The 25139-nt window shown below is 70.1% G+C and carries 21 protein-coding genes; 9 read left to right on the top strand and 12 right to left on the bottom strand.

Annotation, left to right across the window (positions count from 1 at the left end):
* Positions 1–51: 51 nt before the first annotated feature.
* Together HEB94_RS37495 and HEB94_RS37490 are read left to right on the top strand one after the other, a co-directional pair.
* Complete coding sequence (locus HEB94_RS37495; RefSeq protein WP_202896762.1) at positions 52–1158, top strand: glycerate kinase family protein; 1107 nt, start codon at positions 52–54, stop codon at positions 1156–1158.
* 115 nt (positions 1159–1273) lie between these two features.
* Entirely contained in the window at positions 1274–1636 is a 363-nt protein-coding gene (locus HEB94_RS37490) for a HesB/IscA family protein (protein ID WP_192754229.1), read from the top strand.
* Between the two features lie 157 nt (positions 1637–1793).
* On the opposite strand, the gene HEB94_RS37485 is transcribed toward HEB94_RS37490, so the two are convergent.
* The 8 genes from HEB94_RS37485 to HEB94_RS37450 all read right to left on the bottom strand — a co-directional run bounded on the left by HEB94_RS37485 (position 1794) and on the right by HEB94_RS37450 (position 13576).
* Complete coding sequence (locus tag HEB94_RS37485) at positions 1794–3227, bottom strand: CehA/McbA family metallohydrolase (protein ID WP_192754228.1); 1434 nt, start codon at positions 3225–3227, stop codon at positions 1794–1796.
* A 19-nt stretch (positions 3228–3246) separates the two neighbouring features.
* Positions 3247–5862, bottom strand: a complete 2616-nt coding sequence (locus HEB94_RS37480) for an ATP-binding protein (protein ID WP_192754227.1) — start codon at positions 5860–5862, stop codon at positions 3247–3249.
* 191 nt (positions 5863–6053) lie between these two features.
* Positions 6054–7838, bottom strand: a complete 1785-nt coding sequence (locus tag HEB94_RS37475; protein WP_192754226.1) for a sugar ABC transporter permease — start codon at positions 7836–7838, stop codon at positions 6054–6056.
* The gene (locus HEB94_RS37470) at positions 7828–9255 is read right to left on the bottom strand and encodes an ABC transporter substrate-binding protein (RefSeq protein ID WP_192754225.1); all 1428 of its coding nucleotides are present in this window, start codon (positions 9253–9255) and stop codon (positions 7828–7830) included. Before HEB94_RS37470 ends, HEB94_RS37475 begins: the two co-directional genes overlap by 11 nt.
* On the bottom strand, positions 9248–9958 hold the full coding sequence (locus HEB94_RS37465; RefSeq protein ID WP_192754224.1) for a P-loop NTPase family protein: 711 nt from the start codon (positions 9956–9958) through the stop codon (positions 9248–9250). The genes HEB94_RS37470 and HEB94_RS37465 overlap by 8 nt, the downstream gene beginning before the upstream one ends.
* A 233-nt stretch (positions 9959–10191) precedes the next feature.
* Positions 10192–11655, bottom strand: coding sequence for a M81 family metallopeptidase (locus tag HEB94_RS37460; RefSeq protein WP_192754223.1), 1464 nt, complete (start codon positions 11653–11655; stop codon positions 10192–10194).
* A gap of 51 nt (positions 11656–11706) precedes the next feature.
* Positions 11707–12612, bottom strand: coding sequence for an amidohydrolase family protein (locus HEB94_RS37455; RefSeq protein ID WP_192754222.1), 906 nt, complete (start codon positions 12610–12612; stop codon positions 11707–11709).
* Positions 12602–13576, bottom strand: a complete 975-nt coding sequence (locus HEB94_RS37450; protein WP_192754221.1) for an aldo/keto reductase — start codon at positions 13574–13576, stop codon at positions 12602–12604. The genes HEB94_RS37455 and HEB94_RS37450 overlap by 11 nt, the downstream gene beginning before the upstream one ends.
* 201 nt (positions 13577–13777) lie before the next feature.
* Here HEB94_RS37450 and HEB94_RS37445 point away from each other — a divergent pair, with 201 nt between their 5' ends.
* Positions 13778–15082, top strand: coding sequence for an enolase C-terminal domain-like protein (locus HEB94_RS37445; protein WP_192754220.1), 1305 nt, complete (start codon positions 13778–13780; stop codon positions 15080–15082).
* Here HEB94_RS37445 and HEB94_RS37440 read toward each other — a convergent pair.
* On the bottom strand, positions 15066–15305 hold the full coding sequence (locus HEB94_RS37440) for a hypothetical protein (RefSeq protein WP_192754219.1): 240 nt from the start codon (positions 15303–15305) through the stop codon (positions 15066–15068). The genes HEB94_RS37445 and HEB94_RS37440 overlap by 17 nt on opposite strands.
* A gap of 1 nt (position 15306) precedes the next feature.
* On the opposite strand from HEB94_RS37440, the gene HEB94_RS37435 reads away from it, so the two are divergent.
* The 6 genes from HEB94_RS37435 (at position 15307) to HEB94_RS37410 (ending at position 21375) form a co-directional block, all read left to right on the top strand.
* Positions 15307–15588: a hypothetical protein gene (locus HEB94_RS37435; protein WP_192754218.1), complete on the top strand. Its 282-nt coding sequence runs from the start codon at positions 15307–15309 to the stop codon at positions 15586–15588.
* Positions 15589–15781: 193 nt separating this feature from the next.
* Positions 15782–16783 carry a PfkB family carbohydrate kinase gene (locus HEB94_RS37430; protein ID WP_192754217.1) on the top strand — a complete coding sequence of 334 codons (1002 nt, stop codon included), beginning with the start codon at positions 15782–15784 and terminating at the stop codon, positions 16781–16783.
* Between the two features lie 147 nt (positions 16784–16930).
* A complete protein-coding gene (gene ctaC, locus HEB94_RS37425; protein ID WP_475554682.1) occupies positions 16931–17812 on the top strand; it encodes an aa3-type cytochrome oxidase subunit II in 882 nt (293 codons plus the stop codon).
* Entirely contained in the window at positions 17809–19581 is a 1773-nt protein-coding gene (ctaD, locus tag HEB94_RS37420) for an aa3-type cytochrome oxidase subunit I (protein WP_192754216.1), read from the top strand. The genes ctaC and ctaD overlap by 4 nt, the downstream gene beginning before the upstream one ends.
* Positions 19578–19973, top strand: coding sequence for an aa3-type cytochrome oxidase subunit IV (locus HEB94_RS37415; RefSeq protein WP_192754215.1), 396 nt, complete (start codon positions 19578–19580; stop codon positions 19971–19973). Before ctaD ends, HEB94_RS37415 begins: the two co-directional genes overlap by 4 nt.
* A gap of 181 nt (positions 19974–20154) precedes the next feature.
* A complete protein-coding gene (locus tag HEB94_RS37410; protein WP_192754214.1) occupies positions 20155–21375 on the top strand; it encodes a L,D-transpeptidase in 1221 nt (406 codons plus the stop codon).
* Positions 21376–21617: 242 nt separating this feature from the next.
* On the opposite strand, the gene HEB94_RS37405 is transcribed toward HEB94_RS37410, so the two are convergent.
* The 3 genes from HEB94_RS37405 to qcrA form a co-directional block, all read right to left on the bottom strand.
* Positions 21618–21851 carry a hypothetical protein gene (locus tag HEB94_RS37405; protein ID WP_192754213.1) on the bottom strand — a complete coding sequence of 78 codons (234 nt, stop codon included), beginning with the start codon at positions 21849–21851 and terminating at the stop codon, positions 21618–21620.
* A 525-nt stretch (positions 21852–22376) separates the two neighbouring features.
* Positions 22377–24110 (bottom strand): cytochrome bc1 complex cytochrome b subunit, encoded by a 1734-nt coding sequence (qcrB, locus tag HEB94_RS37400; protein WP_192754212.1) that lies wholly within the window; start codon positions 24108–24110, stop codon positions 22377–22379.
* Entirely contained in the window at positions 24107–25126 is a 1020-nt protein-coding gene (gene qcrA / locus HEB94_RS37395; RefSeq protein ID WP_238361737.1) for a cytochrome bc1 complex Rieske iron-sulfur subunit, read from the bottom strand. Before qcrA ends, qcrB begins: the two co-directional genes overlap by 4 nt.
* Positions 25127–25139 lie beyond the last annotated feature (13 nt).

The raw sequence follows: 25139 nt of genomic DNA, 5'->3' as shown, positions 1-25139 counted from the left end.
CCCACGACGCGACGTACCCCAGAGCGGCCGGCCAGTGACGTACGCGGGAGGATGTCGATCGTGCATGTGCTGATCGCCCCAGACAAGTTCGCCGGCACCCTCAGCGCCGTGGAGGCAGCCGAAGCGATGGCCGCCGGATGGCGCCAGCAGGCGCCCGACGACGAGGTGGTCACCGTTCCCATGTCCGACGGCGGGCCCGGCTTCGTCGACGTCCTGCACGCGGCACTCGGCGGCGAACTCCTGGCGGTGACGGTCAGCGGACCGTTCGGTGAGCCCACGCCCGCGACGCTGCTGATGCACGAGGAAACGGCCTATATCGAGTCCGCGCAGGCCTGCGGTCTGACGCTGGTGCCCGAGAAGGAGCGGGACCCCGAGCGCGCCACCACCTACGGCGTCGGGGAGTTGGTGGCGGCGGCGTTGGACGCCGGTGCGCGCAAGCTGGTGATCGGACTCGGTGGCAGCGGGACCAACGACGCCGGTGCGGGCATGCTGGCGGCCCTCGGAGCGACGGCGAAGCCGGAGGGCGCGCTCCGTTCCGGAGGCGCCGCGCTCGCCGACCTGACCGAGGTCGACCTGACCGCCGCGCGGGCACGCCTTGCCGGCGTCGAGGTGCTGGCCGCGACCGATGTCGACAACCCGCTGCTCGGACTGCGGGGGGCAACCAACATCTTCGGCCCACAAAAAGGTGTCCAGGACGACCGCAGGGTAGTGCTGGACGCGGCCCTCGAACGCTTCGCCGACCTGTCCGATCGGCCGCTGGCTGACGCCAAGGGCGCCGGAGCGGCCGGCGGTCTCGGCTACGTGCTGCTGCTGCTCGGTGGCGAACGCGTACCCGGAATCGAGACGATCATCGACGCGGTGGATCTGAACGCACACGCGCGGCGGGCCGACCTGGTCCTCACCGGCGAGGGCGCCTTCGACTTCCAGTCCGCGAGCGGCAAGGTGGTCTCCGGAGTCGCCGCGACGGCCGGTGAGGCGATCCGGCCCTGCGTCGTCCTGGCCGGGAGGGTGCTGGTCGGAATCCGGGAAATGCGGACGATGGGGGTCGAATCCGCCTATTCCCTGGTGGATCTCGTCGGTGCCGACCGTGCGATGGGGCAGCCTCGGGAGAGCCTGGTCGCGCTGGGTGCCAGAGTCGCGCGGACCTGGTCCCGCTGAGCTTCGGAGCGCCCGAACTATGCAACCATGGAGCGGTGCATCGGAATGTCGGTGCCGCCACAGGCGTTGAGCCTGCGACATGTACTGATACAGGACGACCTTGGGAGTCCGACGGATGACCATTCAGAGCGACGTGACCCAGCAGGCCCAGACTGACGGCGTGTCCCTCACCGACGCGGCGGCGGCGAAGGTCAAGAGCCTCCTCGATCAGGAGGGGCGCGACGACCTCCGGCTGCGCTTGGCCGTGCAGCCTGGCGGCTGTTCGGGTCTGCGCTACCAGCTCTTCTTCGACGAGCGCGAGCTTGACGGCGACAGCGTTCGGGAGTTCGGCGGGGTCGGCGTGGTCGTCGACCGGATGAGCACTCCCTACCTGCAGGGCGCCGTGATCGACTTCGTTGACACGATCGAGAAGCAGGGCTTCACGATCGACAACCCGAGCGCGACCAGCTCCTGCGCCTGCGGCGACTCCTTCCACTGAGCCACCGTCAGCGCCCCTAGCGCCGACGACCCCTCGGGCCGGACCTCTTCACTGGTCCGGCCCGGGGGCCGCCGGCGCTTCGTGCTGTCTGGACCGGTTGTCGGTATCGCGCGTGTTGTCGGGCCCGTCCCAGGCCCCAGACCCGGGCCGGTGCCGGTCAGCTGGCCTGTGGGTCGAGGAAGATCGGGTTGGTGAACGCCGCCATCCCCTCGAACACCGTCGGCTGCGGCGGGGTGTGACGCACCTCGACCCGGACGTACTTCGAGACGGCCGCGGTGGTGGTCCAGCTGACGGCCCCCTCGCCACCCACCGGCAGCGGCAACTGCGCCAGCGATCCCTCGTCGGTCACGAACCGGACGAAACCGTCGGGAACGCCGCGGACGTGCACCACACACTCCACGGTCACGTCGGGAGCGACCGCGAGGCGTTCGCCGATCCGGGCCGTACGCGCGTTCGCCCGCGCCTCGAACGTGACCTCCACCGCGGCGGACTCGGCGACGTAGCTGCGTCCGGCTCGGACCCCGGAGAGGATCGCCTCCGGACTGAGATCGTCCGCCCACACCACCGTCTGGCCGAGACCGGGCGCGTCGCTGTGGTCGTGGGAGTCGCTGCTCCCGACGGCCGGCAGCCACCTGCGGTCCGACGCGACCAGGGCCGCGTCCCACTGGCGCAGTGACATCTCGTCGTCAGGCGTCCACGGGCCGTTCCACACCTCGACGGCGTCCACCTCGGCGAAGCCGAACTTCCACGCGCAGCCGACGTCGGGGCAGAAGGGATGCGCGGCGATGGCGAGCGCACCGTGCTCGTGCAACTCGCCGACGACGCGGGGGAGGACCCCGTCCACGGCGCGGAAGCGCCAGTCGATCCACGTCCCGGCCGGTAGTCCGGCGGCGATGAGGTGGCCGTTGCGGGTGGTCACCTCCTCGCCGTTGATGATCAGCAGATCCTCCGGTGCGTGGTGGCCCCAGATCCCGGTGGAGGAGGGGGTGTTGTGATCGGTGGAGACCATGAAGTCGAGCCCGGCCGAGCGGGCGGCGGCGACGAGTTCGGCCGGCTCGCGGCGTCCGTCGGAGTGCACGGTGTGCAGGTGGAGGTCACCGCGGTACCAGGCCGGGCCCCGGCCGGTCGCGCGCGTCGGCGCCGGTCGCGGTGTGAACGCCGGACCGGGCGCGCCCCGGCGCAGTGTCACCTCGAGCCGGTACGCCAGGCCCCGCGGCGCGACGGTGTAGGGGCCGACCACGATGTGCCAGGTGCCCGCGCGGATCGGCCCGGGCAGGTAGCCGGGCGTCGCCTCGGTGTCGTTCAGGAAGAAGGAGTCGCGGGCCCCGCCGGACCAGCCGCGGAAGCCCTTGGCCTGGCGGGGTTCGTGGCCGCGCGGGTCGAAGATGCCGATGTCGAGGGCGTTGCCGGGCACGCCGATGGTCGGCTCGGGCTGGTCGTAGCTGTAGCGGACGCCGATCTCGGCCACGCCGGGAGGGACGTCGACGGGTATGTACACCCAGTCCGGTGCTCCCGGCTCCAGACGGCCCTCGATGATCCTGGTCTCCACCGCGGTGTGGTCGTCGGCATGGTCTGCGGATGTGAACGTCACGGCACCGAGTATGGCCGCCTCACGGTGTGGCCCGGCCGAAGACTGCGAGCAGTCGGGCGACGAGGCCCCTCGGGCGCTCGGTCCACGACGGTCCGGACTCCGCCGGGAGTTCCTCGGCCTCACTCTCGGTCGGTGACGGTGGCAGGTCCGCCGGTGTCGTGACGGCCACCCGACGAGCGCGCGTGCGCGCCCGATCGAGATACGTCTGGGCCACCTCGGAGACCGGGCCCGTCCGCAACCGTTGGCTGCGCTCCAGCCAGGCGAGCGCGTGTTGGACGGCCGCGGCCTCGTCGTGTGGTCGCCGACGCTCGTCGAGGACCAGCCCGGTGAGCTCCGGGGCGACGAGGACGGCCGACCCGAGGTGTTGCAGGCAGCGCGCCTGTCCCTGTCGGTCGGCCAGCCGGTTGAACGCCGTCAGCGCCCGCTGCCACAGGACCACGGCGGCTGAGGAGCGGCCCTGCATCCAGGCGGCGACGCCGCGGAGTTCCGCGACCTGTGCCAGCCCGCACGGGTCCGGGCCCTCGGCGGCCCGGGACTCGGCGATGTCGAGCCGCTCCAGGGCAGAGTCCGGTACGCCCTGGCGGAGGAAGACCTCGGCCATCGTCAACAGCGTGGTCACATGGCCGTGGAGGTCCTTGGCAGGGAGCGCGTTCCAGGCCAGCTGGAGCTCGTCCTCGGCACGCCGGAGGAGGTCGCCGGCAGCGGTGGGATCATCGGTGGTGCCGGCGAGTGCGACGTAGTTGAGCGCGGTCTCGTGGTGCCGCCGAGCCCGAAGGGCGTTGGTGCAGTTGCGACGCCAGTGCCGCCACGGGGGCCAGCGACGCCAGAAGCGCAGGGGAGTGGCCGGTGTTCGGGCGAGGGCACCGTCGGCGTCGGCCGGTCGGCCCGCCTCGCGCAGAGCCGTGGCCGCACGGATCGCGGCGAGCTGCTCGAGCTCTGGGCGCCTGGCCTGGCGGTCGGTGTCCAGGAACGCCACGGGTGGTTCACCCATCGGCATCGGGCGCGAGGCGCGGCTCCGCCACCGGTCGAGGGCGTCGGTGAGGAGGCACAGGTCGTCGACCAGGCGGTCCCGTGCGTCGCCGAGGAGCCTGCGCCGCTCATCGAACGTCGCGTCGCCCGCGACGGTGTCCGCGTCCTCCGCCACGTAGGTCTTCGCGTCGGAGGCCGCATCCCACACCGTGGCGTTGGCATCCGCCGCCCCGGACAGGAGCGCCTGCAGCAACGGCTCCGTCGTGTGGAACCACCGTGCCGCGGCGGCGGCTTCCTCCGGTGTGTCGAGGGCGAACATCCACGTCCGCGCCAGTCCGGCGTAGTGGCGAACGAGCGCCTGCATCCCCATCAGCGCACTGGCCCGACTCTGCGCGGAAGGGCCGGGGGCTTGGACCACCGATCGGATCTCCTGTGGCAGCCGGTAGCGTCCGGACGCGGTCTGCCTGATCAGCCGACGGTCGAGAAGTTCGGCGATCGGATCCGCGGGTGGGGGGTCCGCTGACCCCGCGTCGGCGGACCCCACGTCCCGCTCGCGGATCCGGATCAGCTCGTCGAGGCTGCCGCGCACGGCCTCGATCGCTTCCACGGTGAGCTCGGTGACCGGCAGCTCGGCCAGCTCCTCGAGGAGCAACGTGCCCCGACGCGAGAGGCTGTCGGTGGTGCGTTCGAGGATGGCGGTCCACACCGCGGCCATGGTGGGGCCGGTCACGAACGTCCTCGCGAGGGGATCCACGAGGTCGTCCGGGGTCAGCAGGGCGCCGGCCCGGGTGAACTCCCGGGCCAGGTCATGGACGGCTTTCGGGAGTCCGGCGCAGTAGTGGATCACGGCCGCGAGAAAACGCTCGTCAAACGACCAGGGTGCGGACCACCCGGCTCTGGCGGCGTCGTCCAGTCGCTTGGCCCAGATCGAGCGCAGGTCGTGGTCGGGGAGCGGGCCGAGGTGCACATGATCCCGGTGGCCGAAGGCCTCCACGAGGGTGGGCCGCCCCACGACCAGAAGAGTCGGCTGAGGAATCGACGCGCCCGCGAGTGGTCGCGCCAGCCCTCGTACCAGCCAGTCGATCTGACTCGGCTCCGCGAGGTTGTCCAGCACCAGCAGCACACGCTGGTTGACGAGCGTGTTCCCCAATCGCTCGCCGGCGTGGGCGAGCTCCTCCTCGGTGACGGGGGCGGTGAGCCCGAACGCAGGCAGCAGATGGCTCGCCAGGGTGAGCGCGCTGTCCGGCTCCCACGCCCAGCCCCGCAGGTCGAAGGGCGCGACCTTGGCGGCGGAGATGCCGTCCTCGATGAGCCTGTCGACGACCGCCGCGGCGACCGCCGAGGAGCCGGTACCGGGTGGACCGACGACGGCAGCGGCGCCGCGGAGCTTCAGGTGGTTGGCCCCCAGCTGGACGGCATCGTCGCGACCGTGCAGCTTTCGCGACTCGCGAAACCACGTAGGCCGGATGGGCGTGTCGGGAGCCACCAGGCCGAGGTCCTGGGTCCGGCGCTGCCGGTACCGGCGCCAGCGGTCCCAGAGGGCGACGATCATGACCAGCAGCAGTGGAGCCCCGAGCAGCACCGCGCTGCGCGAGGCGCCGGTCATGATCTCGCTCACGATGTTGATGACCACGCCGCCGACGAGGCCCATCGCGCCCGCGCCCATCCATCGCACCACGCGCAGGACCGGGCCCGAGCGGGGCTCCCGCAGCAGCGGGGCATCAGACGCCGTGCCACCTGCCGGATCGGGGCGCTGCGACGGGGACGAGGCAGAACCAGGCTGGCCGACACCAGGTTGCGTCCCGGGCGCTCTCCCGGTGGGTTGGTTCGGGCGGCGTTCGCTCACCGGCGGAGTGCTCACCGGAACACCCCGCCCGTGAGGCCTGGGACCACCCAACGCCGCCAGGTCCCCATCAGGAGTCCTGCCGGAACCAGCGCGGAGAGCACTGCCGCGGCGGCCACCGGCCCGGTCGAGATCCCGAACTGGCGGGCCTCACCCCACAGGACCAGGGTGAGTGGACTGGACCCTGGACCGCTCACCAGGAAGCTCACGATGAAGTCGTCCCACACGAGGACGAACTCCAGGACCGCCACCGCGACCAGGGCCCGGCCAGTCGTACGCCAGAGGTGGCGGGCGGCGTCGGTGCGAGAACCTGCTCGCCTTCCGAGCGTGTCGCCGGCACGGCTCTCGGCCGCCGAGGCCAGCGCTCCGCGCAGCAGCAGGATGGCGAACGGCAGACCGGCCGCCGCGTGCATCAGGATGAGGGGAATCGTTCGTCCGCTCAGTCCCCAGCCGTCGATCAGTTGCCGCAGAGGTCCGACGTACATCTGAACGGGGAGCACCGCGAGGATGCTGAGCACGATGGTCAGGGCGGTCACCAGTGCGCGGTGCCGCGCGGCGGCCAGGGCGTAGGCGGGAACGAGCGCGGCGCTCGCCACGATGAGGGCGGACCCGCCGGCGACGATGAGCGTGGACCAGAGGGCGCCGGGCAGGCCGGCGCCCAGGACCTCGGCCAGCGACGCGGTGCTCAGGAGCGCCGTGGCCGGTCGCCACCAGCCGACCGCACCAGCGTCGTCCGGGCTGCGGACGGCGGTCACCACGAGCACGAACATCGGGAACGCCCAGAGCAGGCTGACGGCGAGCCCGATCACGGTGCTCAGCAAGGGCACACCTCGCCGGGGCCAATGACGGAGCGGCCGGCGCGGCGGTTGCGGGACGACCGAGTGTGGCTGGCGCATCATCTTGCGGCAGAGCAGGGCGACGCCGGCGACCCCGGCGAGGAGGACGACGGCGACCGCCGCGGACGGCCCCTGGTCGGCCGAGGAGGTGGCGAGCCGCCACCAGTGCACCGAGACGACGTTCACCTCGTCCTGCATCGGACCGGGCGCGACGATGAGGACCAGGTCGAAGATCCGGGCGGCGGCGACGCACAGCGTGAGAAGGACGACCCAGGTCACCGGCCGGAGGAGTCGCCACTGCAGGTTCAACATGCCGCGCAGCCAGCCGCCGGACCCCTGGGCGCGGGCGCGGCGGATGTGTTCCCGCGGGATGGCCTCCAGGCCGGCACGATAGAGCGAGACGACGAAGCCGAGCCAGGTCCAGGCGAACGCCGAGATGAGGACCAACCAGATCAGGTTGGGACCGAGCCAGACCGGGCTCGAGCCGGTGAGCAGGGTCGTGAGCGCGGTCGCCGAACCCCGCTCGGGTGCGGGGTCGAAGATGATCCGGAACGCCGCGCCCGAGGCGAGGGCGGACAGGCCGAACGGAAGCATCATGACGTTGACGAACGCCGCTGACCAGCGTCCGAAGTGCTGCTGGCTGAGTACCGCCAGCCCGAATCCCACCACCAGCATCAGGCCCGCGATGAGCAGCCAGATACCGGTGTGGAGGAACGCGCGCAGGGACCCAGGATCGGTGAAGACGCTCGCGAAGTGAGCGAGGGAGGGCCGGCCGTTCTCGCTGAAGGCCAGGACCCCGGTCCACACGGTCGGTACGACGAGGAGCACCAGCATCAGCGTCACCGCCGTGACGAGCAGGGCGCCGTACAGCTTCATGTTGGGCCGCCCGCCCGGCACGAGCGGCCCGGACATCCGTCGGCTGGTGACCTCGAGTCGCAGCCCTCGGTGGGTCTCAACCGGCATCGGTGCCTCCGCGATCGTCGCCGGCTTCGCTCTCGCGTTCCTCGATCGCGATCATGTGAGCGACGAAGCGGTCGGCCGCCGACTCCACCGATCCCGCCGACTCCGCCGAGCCACCGATGTCGACGAGGAAGTTCCGCAGCGCCCGCCACATCCCGTCCCGGCCGCCGACCGCGCCGAGTTGGTCGGACAGGTCGAAACGGAACGTCGAGGGCGAGGGCATCATCGGGCTGGCGAGGGCCTCGGCCTGCTTCGTGTAGGACCTGACGGGGGTCTCGCGGTTGGCGGCGAGGAAGCCGCCCGGTGACTCGATCCACGGTAGGGGTGCGAGCGGATGCGCGAGCCGCCGCACGAGGTCCTTCGCGTCCTCTCGCGAGGGCGAGGTGAGGACGGCGACGTCGCCACCGGCCACGAGTGGCGCGGGACGGCGCTCCGCGATCGTGGGGAACGGGAAGGTGGCGATGTCGTGCTCGCGGCGCGCCCCGTCGGCGTGGTGGAACCGGCGCGCGTAGGGCTCGGCGAAGTCGGGGGCGACCGCCATGGCCGCGCGGCGGTAGCGGAACACCTCGAGCACCGCGTCCGGGAACTGTCGGACCAGCGAGCCCTTCACGCCGCCCGCCAGCACGTCGCGCGCGCCCCACAGTTGGGCGAGCCGCCGCAACGCCGTCCGCACCGTCTCGCCACTCCACAGCGGTTGGCGGTCGGCTTCGGTGGTGAGCCAGTCGTAGGTATCGGGTGAGGTGCCGAGCAGGACGTTCTCGAAGAAGTCGGTCAGCGCCCATCCGTCCGCAGCGCCCAGTGCGAGCGGGGTGATCCGGCGCTTGACCAGGGTGCGGTTGAGTGCGAGCCAGTCGTCCCAGGTATCGGGTGGTCTGAGGGAGTGCTTCTCGAACAGGTCCCGGCTGTACCACACGCAGGACTTGTTGGAGAGCTTGAACGGAACGCCGTACGGCACGCGCGGTCCTGCCTCGCTCCTCGCTCCCGGCGCCGGCTCGAACAGCAGGTCATGCCAGAGGCTGGTGTACGTCTTCGAGTCCTTCGGCCAGGGGGCGATCGGGGCCGGTGCCAGGATGTCCCGATACCGCCGCAGCTCGCCGAGCACCGGCAACATCACGACGTCGAGTCGACCGGCCCCGCGCGCGGCCAGCGCGGTCGAGATGTCGTCGCCGAACGGAACCGGCTGCACGTCGTAGGCCATCGGTTCGAAGCCGCGAAGGGCGCCAAGGCCGGCCAGTACCTTGCGGAACGCGGCGAGCTCGCCACCACTCCAGCTGACGGCGACGCGGACCGGAGGCCTGCCGAAGATGCCGCATCCCGCGACGACGGGCGCGAGCGGTGCGAGGGCCGCGGCGCGCAGGAGAGCTCGCCGACGGAGGGCCGGCATCGGCGTGGTACCGGTCTCCGCGGCCGAACTACCCATGCGCGCCCCCGCGCGCCTCGTCCGGTGGGTCGACCCCGACCGGATCCGGATCGAGATGCCGGACGCGGGCCGGGTCGGTGGTGATCACGAGGGTCGACACCTCCGCGAGCAGTTCGGCGGTGTCCGGCACGGTCTGGTCGAGCCAGCGACGCTCGATCTCCAGCGCGTCGTCCCAGGTCGGTCGCTCCGGCGAGTCCTCCAGCACGATCGCGCACGGCCGCCAGCACAGGGCGATGGCCAGCCCCGCGAGTTGGCGCTGGCGCGTGGTCAGATTCTGCGGATAGCGGTGGAGGAGACCACGCAGGCCGAGTGGGGAAGCGGTCTCCCGAGCCCGCCTTGTCGCCGTGGACTTGGAGACCTGGCTCGTCCGGCACGGGCCGCCCGCGAGGTTCTGCTCGAGGGTGAGGAAGGGGAGGAGGCCACCCGAGGCCGAGACCTCGCGTACCCAGCACTGGTCGTCGTGACTGCCTGCTCGGTGCCGACGACGTTCGTCGTGGTCCTCCTTCTGCTCACGGACGTCGACGCCCTGGACGAGCACCCGCCCGCCCTTGGGGTCCTGCAGCCCCACCAGCACATCGACCAACTGGCGGACGGACTGCTGGTCGCGTACGACCACCGCGCGGACCCTGCCGACGTCGACGTCGAGAGACACCGACGTGCACACGCCAGCAACCGTGAGGTCGTCCAGCCTCAAGCCGACCATGCCGCTCCCGCGGGGAAGGGCCCCGTTGCCATTCCGATCCCGACTCGGTATCCGGTGTCGTAGGTCGTTCCTGGCCCGTGTTCGCGGTCGCCTTGCCGGCCCGTGTTGCTGGCTCGTATTGCTGGCCGCGCCCCGAACGCGTGGTGTCACAGCACCGGACAGACAGCCCACCTTAGGTGACGATGGGTGCTTTGCCGAACCCACCCGCCCTACGGAGCCGTGATCAAAGACCTCTATCGGCCGAAGATCACCGGGGTGAGGTCCGGGTCGGTGAAGTCGTCCTGCGGGTGAACCGGGCGGACGACGTGCTGATAGTCGAGCCGGAGCAGGTCCTGGTCGACGCCACCTGGTGTGAGCGCGAGCACCCAGCCCTTCGCGGCCTGGTAGAGGTCGGGCTGGAGGTAGCCGATCTTCACCGCGGTGATGTCGACCGCCGCCGGGTCGAGTCCGAGAGCTTCCAGGTCCTTGACGTAGTGGTAGGCCCGCCGCCGGCTGGTGAGGACCGCGAAGACACCTCCGGACCGTACGACGGCGATGTCGCCGCCCCGGTCGCCCGAGGTGAGGTGGGTGACCTCGCCGTGCAGCGCCACCGGGTCGCCGCCGCCGAACACGCCACCGACCTCGACGTCGACCTCGCCTCCGACGCCGGCCTGGACGCAGGTGCGGACGGCGTCCGGTGCGACACAGCTGGCCCAGATGGCCGTGCGCTCACCGGAGGCGAGGGCAGGAGTGGCGAGCAGGTGGCCGAGTAGCCAGGCGACGTCGTTGGAACCGCCGGCCGTGGGGTTGTCGCCGGAGTCGCTGATGAAGAACGGCCGCTGGCTGGACTCGAAGGCCTGGGCGACGCACCAGTCGGCCTGGCCCGCGGGCGCGCAGAACTCGAAGTCGTGCCGGGCGTCCCACCACGCGCGGGCGATGCGTTCGGCCTCGGCGCGCACGGTGTCGGTGTCAGTGCCCGAGACCAGGACCGTGGCCGCCGAACGCGGCTCGTCGGCCCAGGCGTAGCCGACCCACAGCGAGGCGTCGAGCACCCCGGGCAGGCGCTCGGTCGGCTCCAGCGTGGCGTAGATCGACTGGGCGGGCTCGACCCGGGTGCTGGTCTTCTCACCCGGCAGCAGCACGGGTACGCGCACCCAGGCCCGCACCGGCGTGATGTCCTCGACCAGGCAACGGACGAGGTTGCGGACCGCGCGTTCGCGGGTCTCGACGTAGTCGATGTGCGGAGCCGTCCGGTAGGCCGTCAGCAGGTCGACGTTGCCGGCGAGGTCGGCCGACACCTGGCCGTGCAGGTCCATCGACGCCGAGATCAGGCAGTCCGGTCCGACCAGCTCGCGGATCCTGGCGGCGAGACCAGCCTCGGCGTCGCGGCGCCCCGCGACCGCCATCGCGCCGTGGATGTCGAAGTAGAAGCCGGCGAGGCTCCCCTCCGCCAGCGCCGCGCGCAGGCGCTCCAGGATCTCGGCCTCGATCGTGTCGTACACCTCGGGCAACACCTGGCCGCCCGGCATGGCCGACGCCTGGAGCAGTGGGACGAACTCGATGTCCGGGTGCTCCGGAAGGCGCCAGTCGACGAGGAACGGGTAGCGGTCGGCGAGCTCCTCGCCCCGGCCGATCCTGAAGTCGTCGAGACCGGTCCGGTGCGGGGCGAAGGTGCTCGACTCCGTGGACATGCCGGCAATGGCGATGCGGTAAGTCATGGGGGAAGGTTCTACACCAGGCCGTGCGCGATCCAATGCCCAGTCCGGTGGTCAGTCCAGGGCGTAGACCCGACGGGCTGTCCGGCCGAAGACGTCGGCGCGTTCGTCTGCTCCCAGGCCGGCGGTGAGCTCGGCCGCGGCCTCCACCCACTCGGCGTACGACGAGGCCAGCAGGCAGACCGGCCAGTCGGACCCGAACATCACCCGCTCGGGACCGAAAGCGGACAGCACGACCTCGACGTAGGGACGCAGGGTCGCGACGTCCCATGTCGCCCAGTCGGCCTCGGTCACCAGACCCGACAGCTTGCAGGTGACGTTCGGACGGGCGGCGAGCTCACGGATCGGTGCCGCCCAGGGGTCGAGCTCGTCCCGCGCGATCACCGGCTTGGAGCAGTGGTCGAGCACGAACGGGAGGTCCGGCAGCGCGGCGACGGTGTCCACCGCGGCGGGCAGCTGCACCGGAATCGTCAACAGCTCGTAGCGCAGTCCTGCATCGGCCACCGCGGCGAGACCGCGGCGTACGTCCGGCCGGCACAACCACGCCGGGTCCTCCTCGCTCTGCACGCCGTGCCGGATGGCGCGGAGGAACCCACCGCCGGGCGCCTCCCGCAGGGCGGCGAGGTCGTCGGCGACCGACGGCGAGGTGAGGTCGACCCAGCCGGTGACCGCGCCGACGAGGTCGCCCTCGGCGGCCAGGGCGAGGAAGTCACGGGTCTCCGCGAGGTCCGGCAGCGTCTGTACCAGCACCGTGCTGGTGACGCCCGCCGCCTTCGCGTGGGGCGCGAGGTCGACGAGCCCGAACGTACGGTTGATCGGCGCCATCTCCGCGCCGGTGATCCAGGGTTCGGGCCGTACGGCGAGGTCCCACACGTGGTGGTGTGCGTCGACCGCGCCGGCCTCCAGGCCGGGCAGGGAGAGCGGCCGCGAGCCGGTGAGCGACTCCGGCTCAGACGCCATAGCGCCTGGCTCCGACCGCGGCGAGATCCTCCCAGAGCGCGTCGGGAACGTCGTACTCCAGCATCGCGAGGTTCTCGTCCAGCTCCGCCACGGTGCGGGCGCCGGTGAGGATCGTCGCCACGGCCGGGTGGGTCAGCGGGAACTGGATGGCGGCCGCCTTGAGGGGGACGTCGTGCCGCGCACAGATCTCGCCGAGCTCCTGGGCGCGCGCCACCAGGTCGGCCGGCGCCTCGACGTAGTTGTACGTCGAACCCGGGCGGGGGTCGGCGAGCAGACCGGAGTTGTAGACGCCGCCGATCACGATCGAGGTGCCCCGCTCGAGGCAGGCGGGCAGCAGGTCGGCGTTGCCGGACTGGTCGAGCAGCGTGTAGCGGCCGGCGAGCAGGACGGCGTCGACCTCGGTCTCGCGGACGAACCTGGTCGGGATGCGGGACTGGTTCATGCCGACACCGATCGCGCGGACGATCCCCTGGTCGCGCAGCTCCCGGACCGCCGGGTAGGCGACGGTGAGCGCCTCGTCCTCGTAGTCGTCGGGGTCGTGGATGTAGAGGACGTCGACGGCGTCGAGTCCGAGCCGCTCCAGACTGTCGGTCACCGAGCGGAGGATGCCGTCCCGGGAGTAGTCGAAGAGTGCCTCGGACGGCGGGGCGTCGGCGTAGCCATCAGCCTCGGCGCCGGGCTTGTCGACGATGAGCCGGCCCACCTTGGTGGACAGAACGTAGGAGGAGCGGCCGGCACCGGTCAGGGCCGACCCGACGCGTCGCTCCGCGACACCGTGCCCGTACAACGGCGCCGTGTCGACGTAGTTGAGGCCCGCGGCCAGCGCCGCCCTGACCACGGCGGTCGCCGTGTCGTCCTCGACGTGGGTGAACAGCCCGCCCAGGGGCGCCGTGCCCAGGCTCAGCCTGGTGACCTCGACGTCGCTTCGGCCCAGTTTGTGTCGTTGCGTCGCACGCTTGCCCATGCCCTGCCTCGCTCTGCTCACCGCGCGCGACGGGGATGCGCGCTGTCCGAAGGTGCGCTCGCCGCGATCGGTCGGCCGGTCCCTCCCAGCCTCGTGGCAAGCTGACACCGGATCCTAGTAGTCATCAGATGGGTCGGCGGCTGCCCAGGTGCTGGCCGGCTCCGGTAGGCCACCCGGCCCGGGCTCGGAAAAGGAGACCCTGTGACGAAGCTGGTTGCGGTCGACGTCCACGACGTGCGGTTCCCCACCTCGGTCGGATTGCACGGCTCGGACGCCATGAACCCCGACCCCGACTACTCCGCCGCCTACGTCGTCCTGCGCACCAGCGACGGCCCGGACGGCCACGGCTTCGCCTTCACCATCGGCCGGGGCAACGAGGTCCAGTGCGCCGCCATCGAGGCGCTCGCGCCCGCTCTTGTCGGGCGGGACGTCGAGGAGATGTGCGCCGACCTCGGCCGGGTCTACCACGAGCTGGTTGACGACTCGCAGTTCCGCTGGCTCGGGCCCGAGAAGGGCCTCATGCACATGGCGATCGGCGCCGTCGTCAACGCCGTGTGGGATCTCGCCGGCAAGCGCGCCGGCAAGCCCGTCTGGAAGTTGCTGTCCGACATGACCCCGGAACAGCTGGTCGACCTGGTCGACTGGCGCTACCTCTCCGACGCGCTCACCCGGGCCGAGGCGCTCGACCTGCTCCGCGAGGCCGAACCCGGCCGCGCGGCGCGCGAGGAACACCTCCGCGAACGAGGGCTCGCCGCCTACACCACGACGCCCGGCTGGCTCGGCTACGACGACGAGACCGTCGCCCGCCTGTCCAAGGAGGCGGTCGACGAGGGCTTCCGGCAGATCAAGCTCAAGGTCGGCCGCGACGTCGAGGACGACCGGCGCCGGCTCGCCATCGCTCGCGCGTCCGTCGGTGCCGACATCCGGGTCGCCGTCGACGCCAACCAGATCTGGGACGTCGGCAGCGCGGTGGCCTGGATCGACCGGCTGCGGGAGTTCGACCTGTGGTGGGTGGAGGAGCCCACCTCACCCGACGACATCCTCGGCCACGCCGCGATCCGGCAGGCGATCGCGCCAGTGAAGGTCGCGACCGGCGAGCACGCCCAGAACCGCATCGTCGTCAAGCAGCTCCTGCAGGCGCGGGCGATCGACGTCCTCCAGCTCGACGCGGCCCGGGTCGGCGGCGTCAACGAGAACGTCGCGATCCTGCTGCTGGCCGCGAAGTTCGGCGTTCCCGTCTGCCCGCACGCCGGCGGCGTCGGGCTGTGCGAGCTGGTCCAGCACCTCGCGATGTTCGACGAGGTCGCGGTCTCGGGCCACCATCCGGACCGGGTGGTGGAGTATGTCGACCACCTGCACGAGCACTTCGTCGACCCGGTCCGCCTGGTCGGCGGGGCCTACGCGGCGCCGACCGCGCCCGGCATGTCCGCCGAGCTGCGTCCGGAGACGCTCGCGCACTACCGCTTCCCCGACGGCCCCGCCTGGGCGGTCAGCGCCCGAGCTTGACCTCCCTGCCGGAGGAGCCGTCCACGACCGGACGGTCGCCGATCGGTGCGTCGAGCTGGACGTCGACGGTGCGGCGGTTGATCACCTGGGCGCAGATGCCGCCCTTCTGCGTGCCGGACGGCATCCGCCGCAGGGTGACCACCACGGCGTCCCGGCGTTCTGTGACCTCGGCACGGCGCAGGCCGGGCGCGCAGGGGGTCGGCAGCGTGAAATGGACCGTCACCGTGCGAGTCGCCGGCGTGGCCTGCGCCGAGTCGACACGGATGAGCGGGGACCAGGTGTCGTCCGCCGGCGTCGCGGGCGGCATGCCGGGCACGTCCTTCCCGGGCGTCGAGGGCGTCGAGGGCGTGGAGGGGGAGGGCGTCGGGGACGGCGCCCCGGAGGGCGGCGCCGGCGAGGCCGTGGTCGGTGCGGCGGGCTCGCCGGAGGAGGTGCCCGTCGTGGTGGATCCGCACGACGCGGTCAGGGCGGTCAGTGCGGTCACGGTGACCAGAGCGGCGGCGTGAGTGGGTGTGATGCGAAGCCTCATGTGGTCCCCCGGGGCGATCAACGGCGTAGCTGACGTGCGTTCACCTGGTGAGACGTCGCCCTCGGTGAGCGGGTTCCGACACCGTGCGCTGTGCCGGTCCAGGAGGCGCGCGCTGGGTATCGTGGCACGCGGCCAGCCAGGTCCCGAACACGAACGAAGTGGAGCCCTCCGTGCGAATCGCGGTTACCGGGTCTATCGCCACCGACCACCTCATGACCTTTGACGGCAGGTTCCGCGATTCGCTCGTGGTCGAGCAGCTCGACAAGATCTCGGTGTCGTTCCTGGTGGAGGACCTCGAGGTGCGCCGAGGCGGCGTCGCCGCCAACATCGCCTTCGGCCTGGCCTGCCTCGGGCTGCGCCCGGTGCTGGTCGGCGCCGTCGGTCGCGACTTCGGCGACTACCGGGCGTGGCTCGAGCGACACGGTGTCGACTGCGACTCGATCCACACCAGTGAGCTGCGGCACACCGCGCGGTTCGTGTGTACGACCGACAAGTCCCACGCCCAGATCGCGAGCTTCTACGCGGGCGCCATGACCGAGGCGCGCCAGATCGAGCTCTCGCCCGTCGCCGGCCGGCTCGACGGGCTCGACCTGGTCCTGATCGGTGCCAACGACCCGGAGGCGATGCGGAGGCACACCGACGAGTGCCGTGACCGGGGCTACGCGTTCGCCGCCGACCCCTCCCAGCAGCTCGCCTGGTCCGACGGAGAGATGATCCGTTCCCTCATCGACGGTGCCACCTACCTCTTCTCCAACGAGTACGAAGCCGCGCTCACCGAGCAGAAGACCGGCTGGAGCACCGAGAAGATCCTGTCCCGGGTGCAGGTTCTCGTCACCACACTCGGTGACCAGGGCGTTCGGATCCATCGAAAGGGCGAGGAGACCATTCACGTCCCGTGCGCGCCCGAGCGCAGCAAGACCGACCCGACCGGCGTCGGCGACGGCTTCCGGGCGGGATTCCTGGCCGGAATCGGTTGGGGACTGAGCGTGGAGCGTTCGGCCCAGGTCGGCTGCCTACTCGCCGCGCATGTGATCGAGACCACAGGCCCGCAGGAGTACCACCTGACGCACCGCGACTTCGTCACCCGGATGGCGCAGGCGTACGGCGACGAGGCCGCCGCCGACGTGGAGCCGATCGTCCGCTGTGCCCAGGAGGAGATCACCCGGGCGTGACCCAGCCCTCCGCCCGGGGCGGAGGGTGCGTCGCAGTGCCGACAGGCCCAGCGAGTAGGGTTCTGTCGCTGATACGAGGTTGCGCCGCTGTGCATCGGGCTGTTCCAGGTTCGCCGATGCGGAGGGCCAGAGGGAGAAAGGCACCCCGTGACGTCGAAAGCTGACGAACGTGCGCCGCGCCGAATCCTGCGTAGGGCGTCCGTAGCGTCGCTGGTGGGCGCGGTGATACTCGTCGCAAGCGGGTGCTCCACCGATCAAGTCGCCACCTTCAAACGCCTCGGTATGCCGGCTCCGGCAAGCGACCGGGCTACGCACACGCTGAGCCTGTGGCAGGGCGCGTGGATCGCCGCCTTCGCGGTCGGTGCTCTCGTGTGGGGCCTCATCATCTGGGCGGTCATCGCCTACCGCCGCCGGGACAACTCGATTCCGCCGCAGACGCGCTACCACCTGCCGATCGAGATTCTGTATTCCGCGGTGCCGTTCGTGATCGTCGCGGTGCTGTTCTTCTTCACCGTCCGGGACCAGAACGCCATCCTGAAGGTCGACAAGAACGACCCGCCGACCAACGTCGTCAACGTCATTGGTCAGCAGTGGAGCTGGACGTTCAACTACGTCGACAACCCCGACGTCGGGACGGTCTGGGAGGGCGGTACGCCGGAGAAGCTGCCGACGCTCTACCTGCCCGTGGGGGAGAAGGTCGGCTTCCGGCTCAACTCCCCGGACGTGATCCACTCGTTCTTCATCCCGGCGTTCCTCTTCAAGATGGACGTCATCCCGGGCAAGACCAACTACTTCGAGCTGACCCCCACCAAGGAGGGTGAGTTCACCGGCAAGTGCGCCGAGCTCTGCGGCGTCTACCACGCGCGGATGCTCTTCACGGTTCACGTCGTGAGCCGGGAGGACTACGACGCCCACCTCAGGGCGCTCAGGGCGAAGGGCCAGACCGGCGAAGCGACAGGCGGCGCCATCACCAGGACCCAGGCGGGCCTGGGAAGCGGAGAGGGCGGTACTGAGGAAGTGGCCAAGTGACGATTCTCAGTGAACGCCAGCAGGCGGCAAACGTAACCGCGCCACCGGAGCGGAAGCGCAGCACCGGCAAGATCGTGGTGTCGTGGCTCACGACCACCGACCACAAGGTGATCGGCCAGCTCTACCTCATCACGTCGTTCGCGTTCTTCCTGATCGGCGGCGTTCTGGCGCTCGTCATGAGGTCGGAGCTCGCTCGACCGGGCATGCAGGTGCTCAGCGCCCGCAACGGCGAAGAGGTGTTCAACCAGCTCTTCACCATGCACGGCACGATCATGCTGCTGCTCTTCGCGACGCCGCTGTTCGTCGGTTTCGCCAACGTGATCATGCCGCTGCAGATCGGTTCGCCCGACGTGGCGTTCCCGCGGATGAACATGTTCAGCTACTGGCTGTTCCTGTTCGGCGGGCTGATCGTGCTCTCCGGCTTCCTCGCCCCGGGCGGTGCCGCCGACTTCGGCTGGACGGCCTACACGCCGCTGTCAGACGCCGTACGTTCACCGAACGTCGGTGGCGACCTGTGGGTGATGGGTCTCTACATCGCCGGTCTCGGCACGATCCTTGGTGCCGTCAACTTCGTCGTCACCATCTTCTGCATGCGTGCACCGGGCCTGACGATGTTCCGGATGCCGATCTTCACCTGGAACATCCTGGTGACGAGCATCCTCGCGCTGATCGCGTTCCCGATCCTCGCCGGCGCGCTGCTGATGCTCGAGGCGGACCGCAGATTCGGCGCCCACGTGTTCGACCCGGCCAGTGGCGGGCCGCTGCTCTGGCAACACCTGTTCTGGTTCTTCGGTCACCCAGAGGTCTACATCATCGCGTTGCCGTTCTTCGGCATCATCACCGAGATCCTGCCGGTCTTCAGTCGTAAGCCGCTGTTCGGCTACGTCGGCATGGTCCTCGCGACCATGGGGATCGCCGCGCTCTCGGTGGCGGTGTGGGCGCACCACATGTTCGTCACCGGCAACGTCAACCTGCCGTTCTTCTCGTTCATGACGTTCCTGATCGCCGTACCGACAGGTATGAAGTTCTTCAACTGGATCGGGACGATGTGGCGAGGGTCGATCAGTTTCGACACGCCTATGTTGTGGGCGGTCGGCTTCCTCGTGACGTTCCTGTTCGGTGGCCTCACCGGCGTGATCCTGGCCGCGCCGCCGCTGGACTTCCACGTCAGTGACACCTACTTCGTGGTGGCCCACTTCCACTACGTCGTGTTCGGCACCGTGGTCTTCGCGATGTTCGCGGGCTTCTACTTCTGGTGGCCGAAGATGACCGGCCGGATGCTGAACGAACGGCTCGGAAAGATCCACTTCTGGACCCTGTTCTTCGGCTTCCACCTGACCTTCCTGATCCAGCACTGGCTGGGCGTGGAGGGTATGCCGCGCCGGATCGCCGACTACCCGGTCGAGGACGGCTTCACCGTTCTCAACTCGGTCTCCACGGTCGGTGCCTTCCTGCTCGGCATGTCGACCCTGCCGTTCATCCTCAACGTCATCCAGTCGCGCCGGTCGCCGCGCGTCCTGGTGGACGACCCGTGGGGCTGGGGCCGGTCGCTGGAGTGGGCGACCTCCTGCCCGCCGCCGCGGCACAACTTCACCTCGATCCCGCGGATCCGGTCCGAGAGCCCGGCCTTCGACCTGCGCCACCCTGAGATCGCGCTGCTCGAACTCCACGAGAACGACGACCACGGTCTCGCCGACCTGCCCGAGCACGGTGGCCGGGCCGGTCTCCTCCACGACAACACCCAGCAGAGCCGGAAGGACCGTTCGTGAAGGCCGAGGGGTTCATCTTCGCGATCCTGGCTGTGTTCTTCGCAGTCATCACGCCGATCTACTGGTTCATGTCGCATGACCCCACCGGCACCAGCGCGCTCGTCCTGACGACGCTCCTCGCGCTCCTGGTGGGCTTCTACGCCCTGCTCACGGCTCGGCGGATCGGGCCCCGTCCCGAAGACCGCAAGGATGCCGAGATCGAGGAAGGAGCCGGCGAGCTCGGCTTCTTCAGCCCGCACAGCTGGTGGCCGCTCTTCTGCGCGTTGTCGCTGTCGGTCGTCGTGCTCGGCATCGTCTTCGGTTGGTGGCTGTTCATCATCGGTGTCGGCTTCGGCATCGTCTCGGTACTCGGCTTCGTCTTCGAGTACTACCGAGGCGAGCACGCCCACTGAGGACCGGTTACTCCGAGAGAGAGCACGCTCACCGAGCGTCCGGCGCGGCGAGCGATTCAGTACTCTTTCACGTGATAGGGGCCGGCATGCAACTTGTCGGGGCCACAGGGCGTCATTCCACCGGAGGTCCCTTTCGTTAGGGGCCGCACACGCCTGTAGGTCGCCGGCACAAGGAGTGCACATGAGGAAGCGGGGGCGCACGCGGTCAGCGGTGCGCGGGGTCGGGGCTTTGGTGGTGATGCTGGCCATGGTGTTGATGGCCGGTTGCCAGGCCGACTCGGGGTCGGGCTCTCCGATCCAGGCGAACGCCAACCCGGGCAAGGGGGCGGCGACGCCGAAGAAGACCGTGGCTCCGACCAAGGTCACCGTCTCGCCCGCGGACCGGGCGGAGAACGTGGCGGTGGACGCCCCGGTGACGGTGACGGCCGGCGGCGGAAGTCTGACCCAGGTAGAGGTCACCAACGACGGCAAGCCTGTCGAGGGGACTCTCAACACGGCCAAGACCTCATGGTCGGTGGCGCAGGGCAGTCTCCTCCCGGACCGGGTCTACCAGGTCCACGCCGTCGCGAAGAACGCCGACGGGCAGGAGACCCAGACCAACCAGACCTTCACCACGGCGAAGCCGGCGAAGGTGCTCGGCACCAGCATCGAACCGCTGGATGGCAGCACGGTCGGCGTGGGCATGCCGATCGTCATCAAGTTCACCGTTCCGGTGAAGGACCGAGCTGAAGTCGAGAAGCGGCTGGTGGTCGAGACCTCCAAGCCGGTCGAGGGGGCCTGGCACTGGTTCAGCTCGGAGGAGATCCACTACCGTCCGAAGACGTACTGGCCGGCCCACACCGACGTCACGCTGAGGATCAACACCAAGGACGTCAACGCTGGCGACGGTGCGTGGGGCATCAAGGACAAGGTGCGGCACTTCACCATCGCCAACTCGGTGGTGACCAAGGTCGACCTGGACAACTCCCACAAGGCGCGCGTCTACATCAACGGCGACCTGGCCCGTTCGATCCCGGTGACCGGAGGAAAGTCCGGTTGGGAGACGCGGAACGGCACCAAGGTGGTCCTGGAGAAGCGTCAGAACGTCGACTTCACGAACGAAGCCATCGGGGCTCCGGAGCACTACCGGCTGACCGGCCGGTGGGCACTTCGGGTGACCTGGAGCGGTGAGTTCCTGCACTCGGCGCCCTGGTCGGTGGGGTCCCAGGGATACTCCAACACCAGCCACGGCTGCGTCGGCATGAGCCTCAGCAACTCCGACTGGCTCTGGCAGGTCTCCCACGTCGGCGACCCGGTCGAGGTGGTCAGCAGCAGTGGTGCCCAGATGCCGGCCACCGGCAACGGTTACGGCGACTGGAACGTGTCCTGGAACGAATGGAAGGCCGGCAGCGCGCTGAGCTGACTCTCTCGCCGGCCCGCAGCGGCCCGCGCGTCGTTCCTGAAGCGGCCCCGCATCTGTGACAGATGCGGGGCCGCTCGCATGCTCGACCAGCGCAGGACCGCGGTGGCGCCTTCAGCGGCGAGTAGCTGGCGCACGGTTGCCACGCGACGGCTTGCATCACTGCTGCCGGCCGTGCGCCTTGACGAGGTGCCGCACGCAGCGAGGGGGCTGCAGGCGAGCAACCGCGCGCGGTAGGGGCCCGCTCAGGAGCTCGATGGAGGGTACGGACAGGACGGTGACCAGCCGCACCTCCCGAGTCGGTCCGGCGGGCACCCAGCGCGGCGTGGGAGCGCGTCGGAGGGCCAGTCCAGTGCAGGGGTGACCGGGTCCATGCCGGCCGCGGTGTGGAGCCAGGGGAGAGCCTCCTCGGGGACGAAGCCGCGTACGTCCACCCAGCCCGCGAGATCGGCTCGTACACGGGCCAACTGCTGGTCCATCTCCGCTCCTGCCAGGCTCGTCCCACGTGCGCCCCGCCAGAGGGCGATCCCAGTGCTCCCGGAGCGGCGACGCCTGGGGGCGGGAGGCCGCGATCCAGGCCGGCGCGAAACGTTTCGTCCAGGCCCTGCGGGCCATGGTGATCGCTACCTGTGAAGAGGTCGACTACCTCCCACCCTCGGGCCCGGCCGGGCTGTCCCTGGAGCCGCGCGGCCGACGACGCCCGCACGTGGAGCTAGGGAGCCGGCACCGACTGGGTGCTCGAGATCAGCGGTCGGCTCGTCGACCTCGCCGGTGGGTTCCCCGGCGTACGCCGTCGCAGCCGCTGGGTCGTCCTCCGGCAGCCTCCCGGGGCTGGATCCCTGGCCCCTGACCGGGCCAGAGCGGGGGAGCCGATGTGCATCCTTCGATCAGAACGCCTCGGCGCCTCTCACCGGGCCCTGGAAGGCCTCTGTCCGGCCCCTGAAAAGCACTGTGCCGCGGCCACCAGTGGTGGCCGCGGCACAGTGCTGACGTAACGCCGAGGGTCAGTGCTCGGAGCGGGACTTCGAGCTTCCTGCACCGACCCCCTTCACCTCGTGGCCGTTGCCGTTGCTGAGCGCCTCGTGGCTGCCGTCGGTGAGCTGCTCGTGGCCGTTGCTGCCCGCGAGCTCCTCGTGGCCGTGACCGTGGCTGTGCGCGTCCTCGATCTCCTCCCGCGTCGGCTTCTGCACGTCGTCGCCGAAGTAGAACCGGGAGGCGCGGGCCCGCAGCTTCCGAACGCGGTGCGTGGGATCCACGACGCCGTTGGCGTCCACCCCGTCGCCGACCGCGAGCGGCTCCTGCCGGTCGTGCTGGGAGATCGTGTACGCCTCCTCGGTGTCGATCGGCGCGTGGACCTCCGTGAACTCGCCGTTGGGAGCGCGCATGACGATGCCTGTCTCCCGGCCGTGCAGCAGCCGGTCGCGATCGCGTCGCTGCAACCCGATGCAGATCCGCTTGGTCACCAGGAACGCGATGACCGGGCCGATGAAGATCGCGAACCGCAGGAACCAGGTGATGTCGTTGATGGCCAGGTGGAACGTGGTGGCGAGGATGTCGTTTCCACCGCCGACCCACAGCAGGCCGTAGAACGTCATCCCGGCGACGCCGAACGCCGTACGGGTCGGCTGGTTGCGCGGGCGGTCCAGCAGGTGGTGCTCGCGGTTGTCACCGGTCACCCAGCGCTCGATGAACGGGTACAACCCGAGCACGATCGCGAGCAGACCCAGGAGGCCGAAGCCTGGAATGAAGATGTTCCAACTGATGGTGAAGCCGGCGATATGGCTTTCCCAGTTGGGCATGAGGCGCAGACCGCCCTCGACCCAACCCATGTACCAGTCAGGCTGGGTGCCGGCACCGACCTCGGAGGGGTTGTAGGGGCCGTAGACCCAGACCGGGTTGAGCTGGAACAGCGCACCCATGAGGGCGGTGACGCCGAACACGATGAAGAAGAAGCCACCGGCCTTGGCCATGTAGACCGGCATCAGCGGGTAGCCGACGACGTTCTTGTTGGTCCGTCCGGGACCGGCCCACTGGGTGTGCTTGTGGTAGACGACCAACCCGATGTGGGCCGCGACCATCGCGAGGATCAGGCCGGGCAGCAACAGGATGTGGACGCCGTACAGGCGCGGAACGATCGTGTCGCCGGGGAACGCCCCGCCGAAGACGAAGTACGAGACGTAGGTGCCGACCACCGGGATCGCCCGGACCAGACCCTCGATGAAGCGCAGACCGGTGCCGGACAGCAGGTCGTCGGGGAGCGAGTAGCCGGTGAAGCCCTCGATCAGACCGAGCTGCAGCAGGATCGTGCCGATCAGCCAGTTGATCTCGCGCGGCTTGCGGAACGCCCCGGTGAAGAAGACCCGCAGCATGTGGATGGTCATCGCGCCGATGAACAGCATCGCCGCCCAGTGGTGGATCTGCCGCATGAGCAGACCGCCGCGGACGTCGAAGGAGATGTGCAGCGTGGAGGCGAAGGCCTCCGACATGTGCACGCCCTGCAGCGGGCCGTAGGGGCCGCTGTAGACGACCTCCTGCATGCTCGGCTTGAACCACAGCGTCAGGAACGTCCCCGACAGCAACAGGATGATGAAGCTGTAGAGGGCGATCTCACCCAGCAGGAACGACCAGTGGTCGGGGAAGACCTTGCGAAGGTTCTTCTTGACGAGTTTGGCGAGTCCCACACGTTCGTCGAGGAACTCCAGCGGTTTGGCGACCGCGTTTGGTGTGGCGCTGCTCATCCGCGCTCCCAGTAGCTCGGCCCGACCGGCTCGGTGAAGTCGCTCTGGGCGACGAGGTATCCCTCGGAGTCGACCATGATCGGCAGCTGCGGCAGTGACCGCGCGGCCGGGCCGAAGACGACCCGTCCGCCGTTCGCGAGATCGAACGTCGACTGGTGGCAGGGACACAGGACGTGGTGGGTCTGCTGCTCGTACAGGTTGACCGGGCAGCCGACGTGGGTGCAGACCTTGGAGTAGCAGAGGATGCCGGAGACGCCCCATTCGCGCCGGTTCGGCACGGTCCGGATGTCGTTCTCCTCCATCCGGACCAGGAGGACGGCGGACTTGGCGCGGGCGCTCTGACGCTCGGCGCCTTCCGGCTGGTCTTCCAGGCTCGCCGGAACGGCGTTGACGAGCTGGCCCAGCTCGAGGTCCTCCGGGCGCAGGGGCTTGAAGGTCACGTCGTTGGCGATGCGGGTGCCGCGCCGCCAGATCGTGTGGGCGGACCCGTTGCCCGGCAGCGGTCCCAGGTCGCGCAGGAGCACGACGACCGGGAGGCCGAGCACCGCGAGGGCGCCGATCAGGGAGTTACGGATCAGCTTCCGGCGCCCGATCCCGCTCTCCTCGGCACCGAGCCGGACGGCGGCGATCGCCTCAGCCCGGTCCTCGTCGGAGGAGCTCGCGGAGTGGCGTTCCTCCACGATCTCGTGGTCGCTCATCAGCTTGCGCGCCCACTGGACCGCGCCGATGCCGATCAGGAGGAGGGCGAGGCCCAGCGTGCCGCCCAGCGCGAAGTTGGAGGCGCCGAAGCCCAGGAAGGACGCGTCGCGGGGGACCGCGAAGTAGGAGACCACGAAGCCGAGGCCGAGCAGGGTGGCCACGCCGAACATCGTGGCCACCTGGCGCTCCGCCCGCTTGGCGGCGGCCTCGTCGATGTCAGTCGGACGGGGCTCGTGCGGAGGGAGCCCCGGGTCGGGGTACGGGTCGCCGGTGTCGGTCGACCGGGTGACCGCGACCTCGCCGCGAGATTCGGTCATGTCGCTCATTTAC

It is taken from the genome of Actinopolymorpha pittospori (genome assembly GCF_014873875.1).
GTDB lineage: Bacteria > Actinomycetota > Actinomycetes > Propionibacteriales > Actinopolymorphaceae > Actinopolymorpha > Actinopolymorpha pittospori.
Note: the sequence above shows the minus strand (reverse complement) of the source record. Positions and strands in the feature narration are given on the sequence as shown.